Source organism: Streptomyces sp. NPDC104309, assembly GCF_055584025.1.
Window position 1 is genome coordinate 118,124 of sequence record NZ_JBVJMV010000017.1, and the last position, 17,237, is coordinate 135,360.

Below are 17,237 nucleotides of genomic sequence, written 5' to 3' on the forward strand. Positions count from 1 at the left end.
TCAGACGGTTGTCATGTTCCTTCAGGCGTACAAGGGGTTGGCCATGGTGACGTAGACGGACTGGGTGTCGACGGGCCCGACGAGTTCATCGAGGCCGTGCAGCCGGGTCAACAGGTTGGCCTTGCACCGCAGGTGGGAGTTTTCCAGCAGATGCGCGGGCAGTGGGGAGCCCAGCGCGGTGGCCGAGTCGAGGAAGCGGCGGAACGCGGCGATGAGCACCTGTTCGTCGGCGAGGCGCTGGGCGCCGAAGGCCCCGATCAGGCCGAACACGTTGTTGATGCCGAGGTAATAGGCGAAGCGTTCGTCGGTGACCGCGTCGGAGACGAAGGTGTCGCTGACCCGTCCGATGCCGGGGAGCCGGTGCTCCAGCGCGGCGCGGTGGGACTCACGGAAGTAGTAGCCCTGGTTGTCACGGTATCGGCCACCGACGGGCCAGCCGTGGGGGTCGAGCAGCACCAGCGTGTTCTGCTGGTGGGCTTCGAGGGCGACGCCCGCGTGACCGTCGAACCAGAGAACCGGACGTACGACGCGGTCGAGATAGCGCAGGAACCACTCGGTGGCGACCGCCCCCACAGCTCGTCCGGTGGCGGCGGCCAGGGCGAGGACGATCTCGGTGAGGCGTGAGTGCGTACCCGTCCGGCCCGGCCAGGGGCGCGGGGCGGTGAGCGAGGCGATGCAGACCGCGTCGTCGAACGGCCCGAAGGGGTTGTGACGCAGCATCACGTCGAGACCCGCGACGGGCTCGCCGTCCGCGCCGTCGACGGCGAGCCAGGCGGGGTCGCGGACGATGTCGAAGCCCGGGTGGACCGCGTGCCACCGCGCGGCGAGGCCGCTGCGGAGCAGCCGGTGCACCTCGACCCCGCGGTGGAGTTCCTTGCGGAGGTTCTCCCGGCGGGAGTTGGTGATGCGAACACCGAGGGAGAGCTTGAGCATCAGCTCGGCGTCCGGCCGGTGCACGGTACGGACGGAGGAGGTGGGGTGCCAGGGCTTCCCGTGCGGTCCCAGGTCGTGGAGGAGTCCGGCGTCGAGCAGGGCGGCGACTTCGGGCCGGTGTGCGAGTTCGCGGGCCTGCCAGGGATGGAGCGGAATCGGTGCGGTGTTGTCGGGGATTCGCAGCCCCCCGGTGTGGGAGGTGACCAGTTCCGCTGCCGGTACCGGACGGCCGCCGTCGGTCCAGGCGGAGTCAGTGGCCAGCACGGACCGGTGGGCAGCCATCCAGTGGAGCGGGAAGGAGCCGTGCGACTCGGGTGAGTAACGGCGGCATTCCGCGTCGGAAAGGCCTTCGCGGCTCTTGGGCGTGGGGTGGAGCGGATGTCCGAGGAGGAGTGACTGCTCGGCCGTGAGGAAGAGGTCCGCTTCGGCCGGGGCCTCGGGGGTGCGACGCCGCTCAGCGATGAAGCCGGCGGTTCGCCTTACGGAGTCGGCGACCCGGGCCACCATGTCGGTGCCCCCGTCGCGGTCGGCCTCGCGGCCCAGCAGTGCGGCGACCGTCACGGCGTCGACGGGTGGCGAGCCTTCGGGAGTCCCCTCCAGGACGGGCATGCCGAAGCGGTGCCAGCCCGTGACGGACCAGTAGACGACGGGGACGAGCAGCGCGGTTCCGCTCGCGGGAAGGGGGATACGGAGGGTCTCCCCGGCCGGTCGCGGCAGGTCGCTCTCCCGGACCCAGCAACGGAGCAGGTTCTCGACACCGGCCGTGTCGGCGGCGCGCAGCGGGTCCGGATGGTCGAGGAGGTCGGTGGGGGCCTCGGCGCTCTCCATGTGCATCGGGAGGTACTGCTCGTCGTGCGGTGCCGCCTTCTGGCGCGGCACGGTGGTGTGCTCGACGACGAGGTTGCCGGTGAGCCCGGCCGGTCCTCGCTGAGGGGTGGGGGGAGGGCCGTCGGCCTGGGGCGCGGGGGTGGGGTTCACGGCGGTCTTCCTTGTGAGGGGTGTCCGGGGTCAGCGAATCGCCCCGGTCGTGGTCCGGCGGTGCGGCAGGCGCTCGGCGGCTGCCAGGGCGTCGGCGAGGCGGTCCACGACCGCTGTTGCCTGTTCGTCGGTGAGAGTGAGGGGCGGGAGGAGGCGTACGACGGTGGAGTGGCGTCCGCCGAGTTCGACGATGAGCCCGCGGCGCAGGCATTCCTGCTGGACGGCGGCGGCGAGGGCCGGGGCGGGGGGCGGCTCGGGGCCGTCGCCCCGCGCGGGGGCCTCGGGGTCGACGAGCTCCACCCCGATCATCAGGCCCCGTCCACGGACGTCTCCGATGGACGGGTGGTCCGTGGCCAGCGCCTGGAGGCGCGCGAGCATCCGGGCGCCGAGCGTCGCGGCACGCTCGGCGAGGTGGTTCTCCCGTACGAAGGAGAGGGTGGCCGTGCCCGCCGCCATCGCGAGTTGGTTGCCCCGGAAGGTACCGGCGTGGGCGCCCGGCTGCCAGGTGTCGAGTTCGGAACGGTAGACGATCACCGCGAGCGGGAGGGAACCGCCGATGGCCTTGGAGAGCACCATCACATCGGGCACGATCCCGCTGTGTTCCACCGCCCAGAAGGCACCGGTGCGGCCCACGCCCGTCTGGACCTCGTCGGCGATCAGGGGGACGGAACGGGTCTCGGTGATCTGACGCATCCGGCGCATCCAGCCGTCGGGGGCGGGGTTCACGCCGCCCTCCCCCTGCACCGGTTCGAGGATCATGCCGGCCGGTGGGGGCGTGCCGCCCTTCGGGTCGTCCAGGAGGTTCTCGGTCCAGCGGGCGGCGATCTCCGCGCCGCGGCCGCCGCCGACGCCGAAGGGGCAGCGGTAGTCCCGGGGGAAGGGAAGACGTGTCACGCGTACGTCCTCGGCACCCCCCGAGGCGGCCAGGGCTCCGGCCGTCATTCCGTGGTAGGCGCCGGTGAAGGCGAGAAGCCCGCTGCGGCCGGTCGCGGCACGGACCAGCTTGAACGCCGCCTCGACGGCGTCCGTGCCGGCCGGTCCGCAGAACTGGATCCGGGCGTCGTCGGCGAACCGCTTCGGCAGGGTGGCGAACAGCTCCGTCGTGAAGGCGTCCTTGACCGGGGTGGCGAGGTCGAGCACATGGAGCGGTGCGCCCGAGTCGATCACCTTCTTGATCGCCTCCAGGACCACCGGGTGGTTGTGCCCGAGCGCCAGGGTGCCGGCTCCGGAGAGACAGTCGAGGTATCGCCGCCCGTCCGCGCCTTCGATGGTCATCCCGCGAGCCCGTACCGGCACGATCGGCAGCGAACGCGCATAGGTACGGGCAGCGGATTCACGCAGTGACTGGCGGCGCAGGATCCCCTCGTGCACCGCCGGTGCTGCCACCGGAGCTGGTTCGGTCACGGCCACGGCTGTCGGTCCTCCCGCTGTAACAGTTGCGTTGCACGTCGGTACGTCGGCGCACTGACGGACTGCGGGGATGAACGCTGTCCGCGAGTCCCTCGTACGTACCAACGACGCCGGACGCCGGGGATCACGGTCGAATCCGAAGATCCTTGCGGAGGCGGAACCGTGGCCCTGCCGCGTGCCGTCCCCATCGGCACCGGCATAGTGGGGGCCGCACGGAGGGCTCGGGCAACTTTGCGCAATCCGCAGGATGTTCGGAGCAAGCGGCTCGGAGCAGTACCGAAGTGCAGTACAGAAGTGTTGAGTTACGAAGTCCCAGGGGGATCACCACATGCGACTCATTCGACCGGCTCTCGCCGCACGTCAGGGGGGCATACGTCGCCGCTCCTCGGTGCTCGCCGCGGCCGCGGTCACCGCGGTCCTCGCGCTCACGGCCACCGCCTGCGGCCCGGACGAGGACAACGCGAGTGACAAGCCGAGCAGTCCCGCAGGCCAGGCCTCGGACGGCAAGATCACCATTCCGGATGATCTGAAGGACCGGCTCAAGGAACACGGGATCGATCTCGACCAGTGGAAGAACGGCGAGTGGAAGAACTGGGACAGGGACAAGTGGCTGCGTGAGGCGAAGGACTTCGTCAACCCGATCATCCAGGGGCTCTGGGACCCGGACCGGATGCGGGACGCCGACAAGTCACCGGAGAAGCCGGTCGACAATGACATCTCGGGTGATGTGGGCGTGACGGATCCGACCCCCGCGCCGGTCCGGGCCGCCGGTGTCCCGACGCCGTACCACGCCAACGCCGCGGAGTCCGGGAAGCTGCTCTTCGACGGCCCCGAGGGCTCCATGGTCTGCTCCGCGACGGTGGTGAAGGACCCGGCCCACCCCGGCAAGTCCAACCTGGTGTGGACGGCGGGGCACTGCGTGCACGCGGGCAAGAAGGGCGGCTGGTACCGCAACATCGCCTTCGTTCCGTCGTACAACGACAAGGGTCTGTCGTTGGCCGAGCTGAAGACGGCCACCAAGCAGGAGATCGCCCCGTACGGCGTGTGGTGGGGTCAGTGGGCGCAGACGTCCGACCAGTGGATCTCCCAGGGCGCCTCGGTCGGCGGCCAGGGCGCCCCGTACGACTTCGCGGTGCTGCATGTCACGCCGGAGAAGGGCTCCACGGGCAAGTCGCTGGAGGAGACGGTCGGCTCCGCGCTGCCCGTCGAGTTCGACGCACCGGCCGTGCCGAAGATCGGCAGCATGACGGCCACCGGCTTCCCGGCCGCTCCGCCGTACGACGGCCAGAAGGCGTTCCAGTGCGAGGACAAGCCGGGCCGGCTCTCGCTGACCGCGCAGGACCCGACCATGTACCGCATCGGCTGCAGCATGACGGGCGGCGCCTCCGGTGGCGGCTGGGTCGCGGCGGGCCAGGACGGCAAGCCCGCGCTGGTCTCGAACACCTCCATCGGACCGGTGACGGCCGGCTGGCTGGCGGGGCCGCGCTTCGGCAAGGAGGCCAAGGGCGTCTACGAGTCGGTCAGCAAGAAGTACGCGGGGCAGTGACGACCGTCCGTCAGCCGGCGCTTCCGGCTGACGGATGACGAACCATCAGGGGCTCCCGGTGCGGCAATCGCCCGCCGGGAGCCCTTGCCGTCGGGTGGTGGCCACGGGCCGCCCGCGGCCCGTGCGGCCCGTTCTTCCGTGGCGAGGAGCGTGGTCCACGCCGTCATAGGGTGGGCCTGCATGCGCGGTGGCCATGGGTCCGGCCACCGCTTCGCATGACAAGTCCATGACATTTTCACTTTTCAGGGGATTCCCCTCCATGCGATCCATACGTCCGCTCCTCGCCGCGACCGGCCTCGCAAGTTCGGCGCGCGGTGACGGCCACCGGCACGAAGGACGCCCGAAGGCCCGCTCCCGAACGAGGGAGCGGGCCTTCGGTCCGTACGGAGCCGTGCCGTGTCGCGGTCAGTGCGCCACGGGCACGTACGCGGAGAGGTCGGCTGCCAGTTCCTCATGGACCCGCGCCTTGAGCAGGGTGCCCTCCGACGTGTGCTCCTCGGAGATCACCTCGCCCTCGGCATGCGCCCGGGAAACGAGCCCGCCCCGGGTGTACGGCACGAGCGCCTCGATCTCGACCGACGGCCGGGGCAGTTCGCTGTCGATGAGCGCCAGCAGCTCGTCGATTCCGACACCCGTACGCGCCGAGACCGCGATCGCGTGCTTCTCGATGCGCAGCAGCCGCTGCAGCACCAGCGGATCGGCCGCGTCCGCCTTGTTGATGACCACGACCTCGGGTACGTCCACCGCACCCACCTCGCGGATCACCTCGCGCACCGCGGCGAGCTGTTCCTCCGGCACCGGGTGGGAGCCGTCCACCACATGCAGGATCAGGTCGGATTCACCGACCTCCTCCATGGTGGAGCGGAACGCCTCGACGAGGTGGTGCGGCAGATGCCGTACGAACCCGACGGTGTCGGCCAGGGTGTAGATCCGGCCGCTCGGCGTCTCGGCCCGGCGCACGGTCGGGTCCAGCGTGGCGAACAGCGCGTTCTCCACCAGGACACCGGCCCCGGTCAGGCGGTTGAGCAGCGAGGACTTGCCCGCGTTGGTGTAGCCGGCGATGGCGACCGACGGCACCTTGTTGCGCTTGCGCTCCTGGCGCTTGATCTCGCGGCCGGTCTTCATCTCCGCGATCTCCCGGCGCATCTTCGCCATCTTCTCGCGAATCCGACGCCGGTCCGTCTCGATCTTGGTCTCACCGGGGCCACGGGTGGCCATGCCACCGCCGCCGCTGGAACCGCCGCCGCCCATCTGACGGGAGAGCGACTGGCCCCAGCCGCGCAGCCGCGGCAGCATGTACTGCATCTGTGCCAGCGAGACCTGCGCCTTGCCCTCTCGGGACTTGGCGTGCTGGGCGAAGATGTCGAGGATCAGAGCGGTCCGGTCGACCACCTTGACCTTGACGACGTCTTCCAGATGGATCAGCTGCCCGGGGCTCAGCTCACCGTCGCAGACGACGGTGTCGGCCCCGGATTCGAGGACGATGTCGCGCAGCTCCAGCGCCTTGCCCGAGCCGATGTAGGTGGCCGGGTCGGGCTTGTCGCGGCGCTGGAAGACGGCGTCGAGCACCTGGGCGCCCGCCGTCTCCGCGAGTGCCGCCAGCTCCGCGAGGGAATTCTCCGCGTCCTGCACGGTCCCCGAGGTCCAGACGCCGACCAGCACCACACGCTCCAGGCGCAGCTGTCGGTACTCGACCTCGGTGACGTCCTCAAGCTCTGTGGAGAGGCCGGCCACTCGCCGCAGCGCCGCACGCTCGGAGCGGTCGAACTGCTCGCCGTCCCGCTCTCCGTCGATCTCGTGGCTCCAGGCGACGTCCTCTTCCATCAGGGCGTCGGCCCGAAGGCTCTCTGTGAGGCTCTCGGTGACATTCTCCGTAGCGCTCTGCGCGTCGTGCGCGTCCTGGGGAAAGGAAGAAGAGGAGGTCATTGGATCCTTACGTCGATGAAAGTCCGATACATCAGTCACAACGCGTGACCTCTCCCGATGATTCCCACCGTAGGGAACCACCGGTCCGGCCGCCGCGGCGACTCGTCGATAGTGGCATGGTCCGCCGGGCCCGTCACCCGGGTTTACCGCTGTCCTGCGGGCTCGGCGCTGTGCCAGTCCGGGTGCCCCGGCATCGGCGGGGTCTTCTTGCCGTACAGCCAGCCGTCGAGGAACGGGGTGAGGTCGCGCCCCGCGGTCTGCGAGGCCAGTCGGACGAAGTCCGCGGTGGCGGCGTTGGAGTCCCGGTGCTTCCTCACCCAGCTCCGCTCCAGCAGGTCGAAGGCGTTCTCGCCGATCTCCTGGCGCAGCGCGTAGAGGACCAGCGCACTGCCGTCGTAGACCACCGGCCGGAACAGGCTGAGCTTCTGTCCGGGCGCCGGCGTGTCGGGGCGGGCCGGCGGGCCGCCCGCGGCGCGCCAGCCGTCGGACCTGGCGTAGGCCTCACGCATGCGGCTCTCCAGCTTCTTACCGGCGTGCTCCTCGGCGTAACGGGCCTCGTACCAGGTGGCATGTCCCTCGTTGAGCCACAGGTCGGACCAGGTACGCGGCGAGACGCTGTCGCCGAACCACTGGTGGGTCAGTTCGTGCACCATGATCGAGTCGACGTACCACTCGGGGTAGGCGGTCCGGGTGAACAGGGACCGTTCGAAGAGCGAGAGCGTCTGGGTCTCCAGCTCGAAGCCGGTGTCCGTGTCGGCGACCAGAAGTCCGTACGTCTCGAAGGGGTAGCGGCCGACCTGCCGCTCCATCCATTCCAACTGCGCGGGCGTCTTGCCGAGCCAGTGCTCCAGGCGCTTGCGGTCGGCGCTCGGCACCACGTCGCGGACCGGCAGACCGTGCGGTCCGGTGCGTCGCAGGACGGTGGAGCGGCCGATGGTGACCTGGGCCAGTTCGGTGGCCATGGGGTGCTCGGTCCGGTAGGTCCAGGTGGTCTCGGCTCCGTGCCGGGCCGTGCCGGTGGGCAGACCGTTGGCCACCACGGTGAAATCCTTGGGCGCGGTGATCCGGAAGGTGAAGTACGCCTTGTCGGCCGGGTGGTCGTTGCTGGGGAAGACCCGGTGCGCGGCGTCCGCCTGATTGGCCATGGCCAGACCGTCGGCGGTGCGCACCCAGCCGCCGCTGTCCTTCTTCCCGCTCGGGTCACTGGTGTGCCGGACGGTGATGCGCAGCGGCACTCCGGCCGGGAGCCGGCCGGAGGGCCGGATGACCAGATCCTCGTCGGCCGTCGCGAAGTCGGCCCGCAGTCCATTGACCTCGACCTCGCGGACCTTGCCGCGGGTGAAGTCGAGGTTGATCCGGTCCAGCGGCTCGGTGGTCCGCGCGTCGATCGTGGTGACGGCGTCCAGCGGCTTGCTGTTGCTGCCGCGGTAGGTCAGCCCGATGTCGTACGAGAGGACGTCGTACCCGGGGTTGCCGAGGTGCGGGAAGAGCGGATCGCCGATACCGAGCGGCACGGGTGAGGGGAGGGCGGCGGCAACGAGGGTGGCCGATGCGGTGGCCAGCAGAGCGGCCCGCAGACGGCGGGAGATGAACGGCATGAACTACCGCTACCAGCGACTCCCGCCCGAGCAGGCGCGGCGCGCGCCGCGCCACTCGAACGAGATCGTCCGGCCACAGCACCAGGCAGATGACTGCGGGGCAGGGTCGGACGGCGGCGGGCGTCAGACGACGGCGGCGGGGTGCTGGGCGCGGCTCACGTCGTACACCCCGGGTACGTCACGCATCGCGCGCATCAGCGCCGGCAGTCCGGCGGCGTCGGCGAGCTGCAGGGTGTAGGTGTGCCGGACGCGCTGTTCGCTGGGTGGTTCGACGGTGGCGGAGATGATCGCCGCGTCCGCCGTCGCGATCGCCTCGGTGAGATCGGCGAGCAGCCGGGCCCGTCCGAAGGACTCGGCGACCAGGGTGACGCGGCAGCCGGCCGTGTCCCCCCAGCTCACCCCGACCGGCACCCGGCCGACGGACCGCATCCGGGACACCTCGGGACACTCCAGCCGGTGCACGGTGACGGCGCCGCCGCGCACGACGAATCCGGTGACGGCGTCGGGGGGTACGGGCGTGCAGCAGCCCGCGAGTCGTACGTCGGCGTCCGGCCGGTCCGCCACGGCGCTCGCGGCACGGGCCTCGGCCCTGTCACCCCCGGGGTCGCCGGTTTCCTTCGGCTGCGGCTCGGACCTGGGCTCCGCGGGACTGCTGCCGTGCGGGCCCTGGGGATCCTCGGGGTGGGCGTCCAGCCAGCCGGTGATGGCGATGCGGGCGGCGGGGGTGCGGGCGTGGTCGAGCCAGTCGGGCGACGGACCGGAGGCGGAGTCCTCGGCGAGCAGCGGTTGCACGGTGTCGCCGTCGCTCAGCACGGTGCCTAGGGTGGCGAGCCGGCCGTTGACCCGGGCGCCGATGCAACGGTGCGCCTCGTCGCCGTACTGCGCGTAGGCGGCGTCGACGCAGCTGGCTCCGGCGGGCAGCCCGAGCGTGCCGCCGTCCGTGCGGAAGACCGTGATCTCGCGGTCCTGGGCGAGGTCGGCGCGGAGCGTGGTCCAGAAGGTGTCGGGGTCCGGGGCGGACTGCTGCCACTGGAGGAGCCTGGAGAGCCAGCCGGGCCGGGTCGGGTCGGCGCGCTCACCCTCCGCGGGCTCGACGGCCTGGGTGCCGAAGGCGCTGTCCGAGGCGTACGGGTTGCCGAGGGCGATGACACCCGCCTCGGCGACCTTGTGCATCCGGTGCGTACGGATGAGGACTTCGGCGACCGCCCCGTCGGGGCCCACGACCGCGGTGTGCAGTGACTGGTACAGGTTGAACTTGGGTGCTGCGATGAAGTCCTTGAACTCGGAGATGACCGGGGTGAAACAGGTGTGCAGTTCGCCGAGCACGGCGTAGCAGTCGGCGTCGTCACCGACGAGCACCAGCAGGCGGCCGAAGTCGGTGCCGCGCAGTTCGCCGCGTTTGATCCTGACCCGGTGCACGGAGACGAAGTGGCGTGGCCTGATGAGGACTTCCGCGGGGATGTCCGCCTCCCGCAGCACCGTCGCCACGCTCTCGGCGACAACCGCGAGCGGGTCCCGGACGGCCGCGGCGGCGGAGGCGTCCCGCCGCGCCGACGCGGCGGCGATCAGTGCGCGGGTGTCTGCGTACTCCTCGGGGCGGAGGATCGCGAAGACGAGGTCCTCCAGCTCGGTCTTGAGAGCCTGTACGCCGAGCCGTTCCGCCAGCGGGATCAGCACGTCACGGGTGACCTTGGCGATCCTGACCTGTTTCTCGGGGCGCATCACGCCGAGGGTGCGCATGTTGTGCAGCCGGTCGGCGAGCTTGATCGACATCACCCGGACGTCGTCCCCGGTGGCGACCAGCATCTTGCGGAAGGTCTCGGGTTCGGCCGCCGCTCCGTAGTCGACCTTTTCGAGTTTGGTGACGCCGTCGACGAGGTAGCAGACCTCTTTGCCGAACTGCTCCCGCACCTGATCGAGGGTCACGTCGGTGTCCTCGACCGTGTCGTGGAGCAGGGAGGCGGTGAGCGTCGTTGTCTCGGCGCCGAGCTCGGCGAGGATCAGCGTGACGGCGAGCGGGTGCGTGATGTACGGCTCACCGCTCTTGCGCATCTGTCCTCGGTGCGAGGACTCCGCGAGCACGTAGGCCCTGTGCAGGATGGAGAGGTCGGCGTCGGGATGGTGGGCCCGGTGGGCCTCGGCGACATGGCCGATCGCGTCGGGCAGCCGGTCACGCGAGACGGGGCCGAGCAGCGCGACGCGGCCGAGCCTGCGGAGATCGATCCGGGGACGGCCCCGCCTGCGGATGGGAGCGTCTGGGTTGGTGGCCTCTGCGCTCATGGGGCACCTCCGGCAGCGTCGACCGGCGGTGGGGAGGGGCGGTCGCGCCTCCGGGCCGGTGCTTGATGCTACCGAGCCCACCACGTGGCGGAGTCCGGCTCTCGCTCAGCGTGAAACGGATCACCCATTCGAGCGAAGGTCTAGGGCCTCTCGTTTGGATCATGCGGGATCAGCGTTTCGAGCCAGGCCCGGTCGATCGAGCCTTCGGCGACGATCTCGGCGGCTCCGGTCATCTCGATCTCGCCGTCCGGCCGCTCGGTGATCACGAGGGTGCCGCCGGGCACATCGACCCTGTACGTGACCGGGGCGCCGGTCTCCGCGGGGTCGGCGCCGTCCCTGCGGGCGGCGGCGACGGCCACGGCGCAGGCGCCCGTCCCGCAGGAGCGGGTCTCGCCCGAGCCGCGCTCATGGACCCGCATCCCGACATGGCGCGGTCCGCGGTCCACGACGAATTCGATGTTGACGCCGTCGGGGTAGACGGCCGCGGGACTGTACGGCGGTACGGCGAGCAGATCACCGGCGTGCGCGAGGTCGTCCACGAAGGCGACCGCGTGCGGATTGCCCATGTTCACGTTGCGGGCGTCCCAGCTGCGGCCGTCCAGGCTGACCGTGACGCCGTCCTCGGGGAGGGTGGCGCGGCCCATGGAGACCGTGACGTCGCCGCCCTTGGCGATGTGCACCTTCTTCACGCCGCCGCGGGTCGCGAGGGTGAGATCGCCCTCCTCGACGTACCCGGCGCGCTGCAGAAAGCGGGCGAAGACACGTACGCCGTTGCCGCACATCTCGGCGATCGAACCGTCGGCGTTGCGATAGTCCATGAACCACTCGGCCTCACCCGCCATGGCCCGCGCCTCCGGGTGCGCGGCGGACCGTACGGCATGCAGCAGTCCGTCACCACCGATGCCGGCCCGGCGGTCGCACAGCCGCGCGACGACGGAGGCGGGCAGGTCGACGGCGTTGTCCGGGTCGGGAACGATCACGAAGTCGTTCTCGGTGCCGTGTCCCTTGAGGAAGGCGATCTGGGAGGTGCTCACAGGGCAACTGTACGAGGAGCGACGGGCAGCCGACGAAAGCGGGCCGCGCGACGGCGCACGACGGTGGGGGACGGAGCGTCGCGGCGGCCGGACGGCAGCCCGGCGAGGCGCTCCGTCCGTCAGTGGCGCAGCCGTGCCACGCGCCAGACGGCCAGGGAGACCAGCGCGGCGCACACCACGACGTACAGGGCGATCACGCGCCAGTCGGACCGCTCGCCCGAGCCCCGCTGCGGCAGTCCGGGCCAGGTGTGGCCCACGCGGCGGGCGGCCATCATCCCCCAGCCGGCGGCGCAGCAGCTGATCAGCAGGCCCAGCATGGCGACGACCGGTCCGCCGTCGCCGAACTCGAAGGCCAGCGGGAACGCGAACATCAGCGAACCCACGGCGGCGAGCATGACGATCGGCGCGAGCTGCCAGATGCGCAGCCGGCGCGCGGGCCGCAACTCGACCTCGACCTCGGGGGTCGCCTCGGGCTCGTCGGGCCCGTCGGGGCTCAGGTGTACCGCCTGGTGCGGCGTGTCCGGTGCGTCTTGTTCTGTGTCGCGAGGGCCGGCCTCCATCGCCACGCGCCCTCCCAACTCGGACTCCACTGGTCGATCGATGCTCGATGATGGCACGGTCCCGGCCGCCGAAATGACGGGCAGGGCTTCCCGATGCCATCACGTGATCAGGCTGTAACCGCCCGTTCGACCAACGCCAGCGCCTGGTGCGGCAGTTCCCCGCGGTGCTCCGCCGCGCCGCTCAGCCAGTGGACCCGCGGGTCGCGACGGAACCATGAGTCCTGTCGGCGCGCGAATCGTTTGGTGGCGCGGACGGTCTCGGCGCGTGCCTCGTCCTCGGTGCACTCCCCGGCCAGCGCGGCCAGCACCTGCTGGTAGCCGAGCGCCCTGGACGCGGTGCGTCCTTCGCGCAGCCCGTGCCCCTCCAGGGCGCGCACCTCGTCCACGAGCCCGGCCGCCCACATCCGGTCGACCCTCAGGGCGATGCGTTCGTCGAGTTCGGGGCGGGCCACGTCGACTCCGATCTGGACGGTGTCGTACACCGCATCGTTACCGGGGAGGTTGGCGGTGAAGGGCTTGCCGGTGATCTCGATGACTTCGAGGGCCCTGACGATTCGGCGGCCGTTGCTCGGCAGGATGGCCCGGCCCGCTTCGGGATCGGCGGTGGCGAGGCGGGCGTGCAGCGCCCCGGAGCCGCGTTCGAGCAGTTCCTCCTCCAGCCTGGCCCGTACGTCGGGGTCGGTGCCGGGAAACTCCAGGGCGTCGATGGCGCCCTTCACATAGAGGCCGGAGCCGCCGACCAGGACCGGGGTGCGGCCCGCGGCGAGCAGCCTGTCGATCTCGGCACGGGCCAGCCGCTGGTACTCGGCGACGCTGGCGGTCTCGGTGACGTCCCAGATGTCCAGCAGCCGGTGCGGAACGTTTCCGCGTTCGGCGGGCGTCAGCTTCGCGGTGCCGATGTCCATGCCCCGGTAGAGCTGCATGGAGTCGGCGTTGACCACTTCACCGTCGAGCCGCTGAGCAAGGAATACCCCCAGATCGGACTTTCCGGCTGCAGTGGGACCGACGACGGTGATGACCCGCGGCGCGGGAGCTGAACTTCTCACCGCCCCAGTCTCGCAAACCTCCGGACCTGAAACTCACGGGATCAAGCGTAAGAAATCAATAAAGGAGTAGGAAATGAGGAAAAGAGGGCGTCTCCCGTCCGCGCGTACCCGACCGCGGCGGGGTCCCGGCGAGGCGGAGAGGCAAGACCGGCCGCGTCGACAGGATCGGGCCGCGCCGCCTGCCTTCGTACGCGCGGGCCGTCCCATGGCCGGTGGGGCCGGCCCCACCGGCCCCGGCCCCACCGGCCATGGGACCGCAAGCGATGGGCCGGGCCCCGGAAGGCACTCACGAACGCCTCCCGGACCGTCCTCAGCCGAGCTTGTCGACCGCCTGGTAGTACGTCCACGCGGTCGCGTCGCAGGTGGTCTTCTTCAGGCCCGAGTAGGTCGCGCACACCCGCTTGAGGTCGCCGTGGAAGGCATTGTCCAGGCGGGCCTTGTTGGCTCCGAAGGAGCCGGCCGCCTTGTAGTTGCGGTGGCCGAAGTCATGGCGGGCGCAGGCGTTCCGGAAGGGGAAGCCCAGGGGGTTGTCCGGCGAGGTGGTGCAGTAGTCCGTGGACCAGTCGAAGCCGTACGCGCTCCAGGCACGCCGGTCGGCGCGGGCTGCGAAGAACGCGGCATAACTGGTCGCACCGGACTGCGTCCAGCGGGCGAGAACCGCGCCCTTGTCGGCGGGCGCGGCCGAGGCTGGGGTCACGGACAGCAGAGCGAGGGTCATGGCGAGTGCCGTGCCGGCCGGCGAGACGGGGATGTGCCGACGCATGAATGTCCTCCCTGGCGGGTGAGGGCGACCGCGACGCGGGTTCGTCGGGGCGCGCCCGGCTTCCGCCACGGGCATACGGCGGATGTGCGCTGAAGCTATATCGCCCGGCCGGGAAGGCTGCCGAGAAAGGCCGAGTAGGGACGAGAAAGGCCAAGAAAGGCCAAGGAGGGCCGAGGAGGTGTCAGGCCGCAATCTCAATGTGCTCGGCCGCTACAGCTTCACCGCCTCGACCCCGGCCGCAGGGGCCTTGCGGCCCCTGCGCGATCCGGAGGCACCCGAACCCGACGACGACGAGGACGGCACCGACTGACGGAGCCAGGAGCCGACCATGGCGGCGAACACCTTCCTGGGGTCGTGCGGCATGCCGGTGGGTCTCGATCCGGCTCCGGACGGAATCAGCCGGTAAGCCCCCAGAACGGCCCGTGCAGTCCCACCTCGGCGAAGTAGGCCGCGGCGGAGGCGGGGTCGCGCCGGACGTATCCGGGCTCCATCCGGCCTGCGTACCAGTTGCGGGCCAGCCGCCACAGGGTGGCCAGGTCCATGACGTAGCCGCGCGGCTGCCCCGTGTCCTTGAGCCAGGTGTCGACGCAGCCGGTCGAGCAGAACAGTCGCTGGTTGGCGCAGGTGTGCACGACGTCGTCCCAGACACGGTGGGCGGGAGTCAGGAAGTGGGCCACCTGCTCGCCCCGGGGCGGGCTCTGTCGGCCGACCACCCATGCATGGGGTGTGTCGCAGGCCGGGCAGCGGGTGGCGACCAGAACGTCAGCCTCTTCGTGCAGGAGGTGCGGGATGGCGAAGGAGTCCCAGGCGCAGCCGCCCCACCACAGCGTGCTCGTGCCCATGACCGAGAATCCGAGCGGGATTGAGGCGAAGGGGTGCGCCATGACGATGTGATCGCGGTCCCGGCTGTCCAGGACCACGTCACGGTGCTCGTGAAGGGCCTCCAGCGCCTGCCGCACCTCGGCGGGCGTGAGTCCAGCCTGCGCCGCCAGGTCTGAAGGGCCGGGCGCGCTGCCGGTGCGGGCGAAGTGCGAGTAGACCGCGAGGCGGATCTGCTCCCTCTTGGCTGCCTGTGCCTCAGTGGCGGGCTTGCTCATCGCTGTGCTCCTGGGATGGGTGCGGGTGGGTGAGTGCCTGCTTGCCGCCAGCGGCGCCCGGCGGTGTTGAACGCGGGTCCGCAGTTTCCAGGCCGTTGGTCAGTGGGTGTGGCGGCGGACCGCGTCGAGCAGTTGGTCGATGTCGTCGGCGCTGTGGGAGAAGGAGGTGACGAACCGGACGGTGCCCGGCTCCCAGCGGTCGTGGTAAAAGGCGTAGCCCTCGGCGAGGAGTCCTTCGGTGACGTGTTGGGGCAGATGGCAGAAGAGGACGTTGGCCTGGAGGGCGGCCAGGAGGCCGGTGCCGGGGATAGCCTTGAGGCCGTCGCCGAGCCGGCCGGCCATCGCGTTGGCCTGGCGGGCGTTGTGCAGCCACAGGTCGTCGGTGAGGTAGGCGTCGATCTGGGCGGCGTGGAAGCGCATCTTGGAGGCGAGCTGGCCGGCCCGCTTGGCGCGGAAGGCGAGCTCGGTGGCGAGCTCGGGGTCGAAGGACACGATGGCGTCCGCGGTCATCGCACCGTTCTTGGTGGCGCCGAAGGACAGGATATCGACGCTGGCCTTCCAGGTCATCTCGGCCGGGGTGGTGCCGAGGTGGTCGAGGGCGTTGGCGAATCGGGCGCCGTCCATGTGGACGCGCAGACCTGCGTCCTTGGCGATGGCGGACAGGCGGCGGATCTCCTCCAGGGTGTACACGCTTCCGCTCTCGGTGGCCTGGCTGATGCTCACCGCGGACGGCTGCACGCTGTGCACGTCACCGGCCCGGCGACGTACCGCAGCGGACAGCGCATCGGGGTCGATCTTGCTGTCGTCGCCGGGCACGGAGACGAGCTTGGCGCCGTCGGTGAAGAACTCGGGTGCGCCGCATTCGTCGTGGTTGATGTGGCTGTCGCCGGGCAGATCGAGCGCAACTACATCCGGGAGACGACCCTCGAAGGCCAGGTCATCGCCGCATCCCAGGGCAACCACGGCGGCCGCCCGAAGGTCATCGACGACGACATGCTGACCTTCGCCGTCGCACTGGAGGACAAGGGCGTCCCCGTCCCCGACATCGCGAAGAAGCTCACCATCAAGTCCGGCAAGAACGCGGGCAAGTCGCCCTCAGTCGCCTCGCTCTACCGGGCGCTCGCCGAAGCCGAAGCCGCCGCAGCGGACGACGGCCTGCCGATGCGGCCCAAGCCCGTACGCATCCGCCAGCCCGGAGAGCCACCCACCGCCGAGGAGATCGAGCTGCGCGAACGGCTCCAGGCCCAGCTCCACCCGAACGCCGAGCTGCGGTAGACCCCCCGCGACCTGCATCAAGCCCATGATCACCGGCTTAGCGTCAACCGCTGTACCGCTGTGCCCCAAGGCCGAGATCGGCGCCCGGCCCTTGCCACGCGCGGGTTCAGGCCGAGGGTGCGGCCATCGCCACCGCGATCCTGCGCGGCCCCGTTCCGGGCGCGGCGGGTCGGGCCGGCTCACGCGGGCGCTGATGCGAGCCGCAGAGCGGGGCCGGACGAGGAAGCGTTTGGCGTAGCTGCCCCGGGGCAGGCGCGGGACAGGGAGCCGGCACGCCCCGGCCGACGCGGATCTCCGCCCGTGCCAGTAGAATTCATAGGTGAATGCGGGCGTTTTTCACGGTTTGCCCTTTGTGTCGGACTGCCCCGAGCGGCGGTCGGCAACGGGGCCGGAGAGGACGCCCGACCCCAGTCCCCCAGCAGGGAAGGTGCCCGATGGGCTTCCTGGACACTTTGAAGGCCAAGCTGAGCCCCGCCAAGGACAAGGTCGGCGATCTCGCGCAGCAGCACGGGGACAAGATCGACCACGGGCTCGAAAAAGCCGCACGGACGGTCGACCAAAAGACCAAGGGCAAGTACAGCGACAAGATCGAGTCCGGCACGAGGAAGGCCAGGGACGCGGTCGAGCGGCTGTCCCACAAACACGACGAGGGCGGTACGCCGCCGACACCGCCCACACCGCCCACACCGCCCGCTTCCTGAACAGCGGCAGTTCAACCGGTCGGGACCGACGGGCGGCCGTGCGGCGACCCCACCGCACGGCCGCCGTCAGTCGTCGCCTCTGCCGGGGTG

General features: G+C 70.7%; 15 protein-coding genes. 4 read left to right on the forward strand and 11 right to left on the reverse strand.

Going from position 1 to position 17,237, the window contains the following annotated elements; all coding sequences use genetic code 11:
- Nucleotides 1-21: 21 nt before the first annotated feature.
- Nucleotides 22-1,911, reverse strand: a complete 1,890-nt coding sequence (locus tag ACZ68L_RS24765) for an IucA/IucC family protein (RefSeq protein WP_469580290.1) — start codon at nt 1,909-1,911, stop codon at nt 22-24.
- 30 nt (nt 1,912-1,941) lie between these two features.
- On the reverse strand, nt 1,942-3,321 hold the full coding sequence (locus ACZ68L_RS24770) for a diaminobutyrate--2-oxoglutarate transaminase family protein (protein WP_469580293.1): 1,380 nt from the start codon (nt 3,319-3,321) through the stop codon (nt 1,942-1,944).
- 328 nt (nt 3,322-3,649) lie between these two features.
- Here ACZ68L_RS24770 and ACZ68L_RS24775 point away from each other — a divergent pair, with 328 nt between their 5' ends.
- Nucleotides 3,650-4,867: a trypsin-like serine peptidase gene (locus tag ACZ68L_RS24775; RefSeq protein WP_469580296.1), complete on the forward strand. Its 1,218-nt coding sequence runs from the start codon at nt 3,650-3,652 to the stop codon at nt 4,865-4,867.
- 405 nt (nt 4,868-5,272) lie between these two features.
- Here ACZ68L_RS24775 and hflX read toward each other — a convergent pair whose 3' ends face one another.
- The 7 genes from hflX to ACZ68L_RS24810 all read right to left on the reverse strand — a co-directional run bounded on the left by hflX (nt 5,273) and on the right by ACZ68L_RS24810 (nt 14,074).
- Nucleotides 5,273-6,793: a GTPase HflX gene (gene hflX, locus ACZ68L_RS24780; protein ID WP_469580299.1), complete on the reverse strand. Its 1,521-nt coding sequence runs from the start codon at nt 6,791-6,793 to the stop codon at nt 5,273-5,275.
- A gap of 143 nt (nt 6,794-6,936) precedes the next feature.
- Nucleotides 6,937-8,391: a M1 family metallopeptidase gene (locus ACZ68L_RS24785; RefSeq protein ID WP_469580301.1), complete on the reverse strand. Its 1,455-nt coding sequence runs from the start codon at nt 8,389-8,391 to the stop codon at nt 6,937-6,939.
- A gap of 123 nt (nt 8,392-8,514) precedes the next feature.
- Nucleotides 8,515-10,671, reverse strand: coding sequence for a RelA/SpoT family protein (locus ACZ68L_RS24790; RefSeq protein WP_469580304.1), 2,157 nt, complete (start codon nt 10,669-10,671; stop codon nt 8,515-8,517).
- Nucleotides 10,672-10,811: 140 nt separating this feature from the next.
- Nucleotides 10,812-11,705 carry a diaminopimelate epimerase gene (dapF, locus tag ACZ68L_RS24795; protein ID WP_469580307.1) on the reverse strand — a complete coding sequence of 298 codons (894 nt, stop codon included), beginning with the start codon at nt 11,703-11,705 and terminating at the stop codon, nt 10,812-10,814.
- Between the two features lie 119 nt (nt 11,706-11,824).
- Nucleotides 11,825-12,265 (reverse strand): hypothetical protein, encoded by a 441-nt coding sequence (locus ACZ68L_RS24800; protein ID WP_469580406.1) that lies wholly within the window; start codon nt 12,263-12,265, stop codon nt 11,825-11,827.
- Nucleotides 12,266-12,372: 107 nt separating this feature from the next.
- Nucleotides 12,373-13,311: a tRNA (adenosine(37)-N6)-dimethylallyltransferase MiaA gene (gene miaA / locus ACZ68L_RS24805; RefSeq protein WP_469580310.1), complete on the reverse strand. Its 939-nt coding sequence runs from the start codon at nt 13,309-13,311 to the stop codon at nt 12,373-12,375.
- Between the two features lie 310 nt (nt 13,312-13,621).
- Nucleotides 13,622-14,074 (reverse strand): phospholipase, encoded by a 453-nt coding sequence (locus tag ACZ68L_RS24810; protein ID WP_469580313.1) that lies wholly within the window; start codon nt 14,072-14,074, stop codon nt 13,622-13,624.
- Nucleotides 14,075-14,252: 178 nt separating this feature from the next.
- On the opposite strand from ACZ68L_RS24810, the gene ACZ68L_RS24815 reads away from it, so the two are divergent.
- Nucleotides 14,253-14,384, forward strand: a complete 132-nt coding sequence (locus tag ACZ68L_RS24815; protein ID WP_469580416.1) for a hypothetical protein — start codon at nt 14,253-14,255, stop codon at nt 14,382-14,384.
- Nucleotides 14,385-14,469: 85 nt separating this feature from the next.
- Here ACZ68L_RS24815 and merB read toward each other — a convergent pair whose 3' ends face one another.
- Together merB and ACZ68L_RS24825 are read right to left on the reverse strand one after the other, a co-directional pair.
- The gene (merB, locus tag ACZ68L_RS24820) at nt 14,470-15,171 is read right to left on the reverse strand and encodes an organomercurial lyase (RefSeq protein ID WP_469580316.1); all 702 of its coding nucleotides are present in this window, start codon (nt 15,169-15,171) and stop codon (nt 14,470-14,472) included.
- 99 nt (nt 15,172-15,270) lie between these two features.
- Nucleotides 15,271-16,134 (reverse strand): threonine aldolase family protein, encoded by an 864-nt coding sequence (locus ACZ68L_RS24825; RefSeq protein ID WP_469580319.1) that lies wholly within the window; start codon nt 16,132-16,134, stop codon nt 15,271-15,273.
- Here ACZ68L_RS24825 and ACZ68L_RS24830 point away from each other — a divergent pair.
- A complete protein-coding gene (locus ACZ68L_RS24830) occupies nt 16,039-16,446 on the forward strand; it encodes a hypothetical protein (RefSeq protein ID WP_469580418.1) in 408 nt (135 codons plus the stop codon). The genes ACZ68L_RS24825 and ACZ68L_RS24830 overlap by 96 nt on opposite strands.
- 434 nt (nt 16,447-16,880) lie before the next feature.
- The gene (locus tag ACZ68L_RS24835) at nt 16,881-17,147 is read left to right on the forward strand and encodes an antitoxin (protein WP_469580321.1); all 267 of its coding nucleotides are present in this window, start codon (nt 16,881-16,883) and stop codon (nt 17,145-17,147) included.
- Nucleotides 17,148-17,237 lie beyond the last annotated feature (90 nt).

Excerpts from the sequence above, each read along its gene's own strand:
- ACZ68L_RS24775 (WP_469580296.1), top strand. The coding sequence starts at position 3,650 with ATGCGACTCATTCGACCGGCTCTCGCCGCACGTCAGGGGGGCATACGT.
- hflX (WP_469580299.1), bottom strand. The coding sequence starts at position 6,793 with ATGACCTCCTCTTCTTCCTTTCCCCAGGACGCGCACGACGCGCAGAGC.
- ACZ68L_RS24785 (WP_469580301.1), bottom strand. The coding sequence starts at position 8,391 with ATGCCGTTCATCTCCCGCCGTCTGCGGGCCGCTCTGCTGGCCACCGCA.
- ACZ68L_RS24790 (WP_469580304.1), bottom strand. The coding sequence starts at position 10,671 with ATGAGCGCAGAGGCCACCAACCCAGACGCTCCCATCCGCAGGCGGGGC.
- ACZ68L_RS24800 (WP_469580406.1), bottom strand. The coding sequence starts at position 12,265 with ATGGAGGCCGGCCCTCGCGACACAGAACAAGACGCACCGGACACGCCG.
- ACZ68L_RS24810 (WP_469580313.1), bottom strand. The coding sequence starts at position 14,074 with ATGCGTCGGCACATCCCCGTCTCGCCGGCCGGCACGGCACTCGCCATG.
- merB (WP_469580316.1), bottom strand. The coding sequence starts at position 15,171 with ATGAGCAAGCCCGCCACTGAGGCACAGGCAGCCAAGAGGGAGCAGATC.
- ACZ68L_RS24835 (WP_469580321.1), top strand. The coding sequence starts at position 16,881 with ATGGGCTTCCTGGACACTTTGAAGGCCAAGCTGAGCCCCGCCAAGGAC.